A 1,625-nucleotide genomic window follows, 5' to 3' on the forward strand; every position below is an offset into this window, starting at 1 on the left:
ACGGCGCGGGTTCCGAAGACCATGCGGCTGCGGGCGATCCGCAAGATGCGCCTTTTTCTGCGGCTTCGACCTCTTGCCCGCATGACGGCGACGCCCTGCCCGAAGCGCCGGGCATGAACGAGGAAGCGCCCTCCGGTGATGAAGAATACGGGTCGGAATTTCCGGACCAGGAGTTCATCCACCCGGCCGACATGGCCGACCATCTGGAAAATCTCAGTCTTGAAAAGCAGGTCAGCACGCTTGCCCGCATGTCCAAAGAGGACGCGGCCGAAGCGCTGGCGGAACTGGACGGCAACGTGGCCGTGGACGTGCTGGAAAATCTGGATACGGACGTGGCCGCCCAGATTATTGCCGAAATGTCCCCGGACGACGCCGCCGACGTGCTGGACGAACTGGACGAGGACCATCGCGACGCCCTGCTGGAAAAACTGACCCGCGAAGATTCCGAAGAATTGCGCAACCTGCTCAATTTTGACCCGGACTCCGCGGGCGGGGCCATGAACACCGAGCTCATCCTGCTGGAGTGCACCCAGACCGTGGATGAGGCCATCGCCCATATCCGTTCTGAAATGGCCGAAAAGGAAAGTCCCTATTACGGCTATGTGGTAGACCCGCACGACGTGCTTGTGGGCGTGCTTTCCCTGCGCGACCTCATGCTGGCCCGCCCCGGAACCATTGTGGGCGACGCCGTGGCCGGGCAGAGCGTCATCAGCGTCACCTATGATACGGACAGACGCGAGGTTGCAAGCCTGCTTTCGCACTACAATTTCATGGCCATGCCTGTTGTGGACAACGAAGGCCACATCATGGGCGTCATTACCTATGACGATATCATGGATATCATGCACGAAGAGGCCAGCGCCGACATGCTGGGCATGGTGGGCGCTGACCCGGAAGAAAGCGTGGACACGCCCTGGCGAGAGAGCGTGCGCAAACGCCTGCCCTGGCTTTTTGTAAACATGTTCAACTCGGCGCTTTCGGCTTCTGTGGTCTACATGTTTGAGGGCAGCATTGCCGAGATGGCCGTGCTTGCCGTGCTTATGCCTATGGTTGCCAACCAGGCGGGCAATACGGGCCAGCAGGCTCTTGCCGTTATGATCCGGCAGTTGGCTACAGACCGCTTTGACCAGAAAAAAGCCTGGATGGCCGTGGTGCGCGAAGGCAAGATAGGTCTTGTGACCGGCATCGTCATGGCTGTCACGGCCTTTTTCGGCGTGTGGTGGTTTACGGGGGTTGCGGCCATCGGGGCGGTCATGGGCGGGGCGCTCATGTGCGACATGCTGCTCGGGGCCATTTCCGGCGGCTCCATACCGCTTATTTTCCGTGCGTTGGGGCGTGACCCCGCGCACGCTTCCAGCATATTTCTTACCACCATTACGGATGGCGCGGGCTTTTTCATTTTTCTCGGGCTGGCTTCGCTCTTTCTGCTGTAGCCGCGCAGCCTGTCCGCCCGTCGGGGAATGGCCGCCCGCACGGCCGCCCGGTCACCGTTCTGAACAAAGGATGATTGGACAGGCGTATGGAAATCTGCCGCATCCTGCTGGTTGACGACCACAAGCTGCTTATGGAAGGCGTGCGCAGCCTGTTGGCGCCCTATGCCCATCTGCGGGTAGTGGGCATGGCCA

General features: G+C 60.7%; 1 protein-coding gene. It reads left to right on the forward strand.

The features are described 5' to 3' along the window. The first annotated feature begins 113 nt into the window (after positions 1–113). Positions 114–1,433 (forward strand): magnesium transporter, encoded by a 1,320-nt coding sequence (gene mgtE, locus V6C07_RS07520; protein ID WP_333535749.1) that lies wholly within the window; start codon positions 114–116, stop codon positions 1,431–1,433. The last annotated feature ends 192 nt before the right edge of the window (positions 1,434–1,625 follow it).

This window comes from Desulfovibrio sp. 1214_IL3152 (assembly GCF_036763055.1).
In the GTDB taxonomy this organism is placed as follows: domain Bacteria; phylum Desulfobacterota; class Desulfovibrionia; order Desulfovibrionales; family Desulfovibrionaceae; genus Desulfovibrio.

Excerpts from the sequence above, each read along its gene's own strand:
- mgtE (WP_333535749.1), top strand. The coding sequence starts at position 114 with ATGAACGAGGAAGCGCCCTCCGGTGATGAAGAATACGGGTCGGAATTT.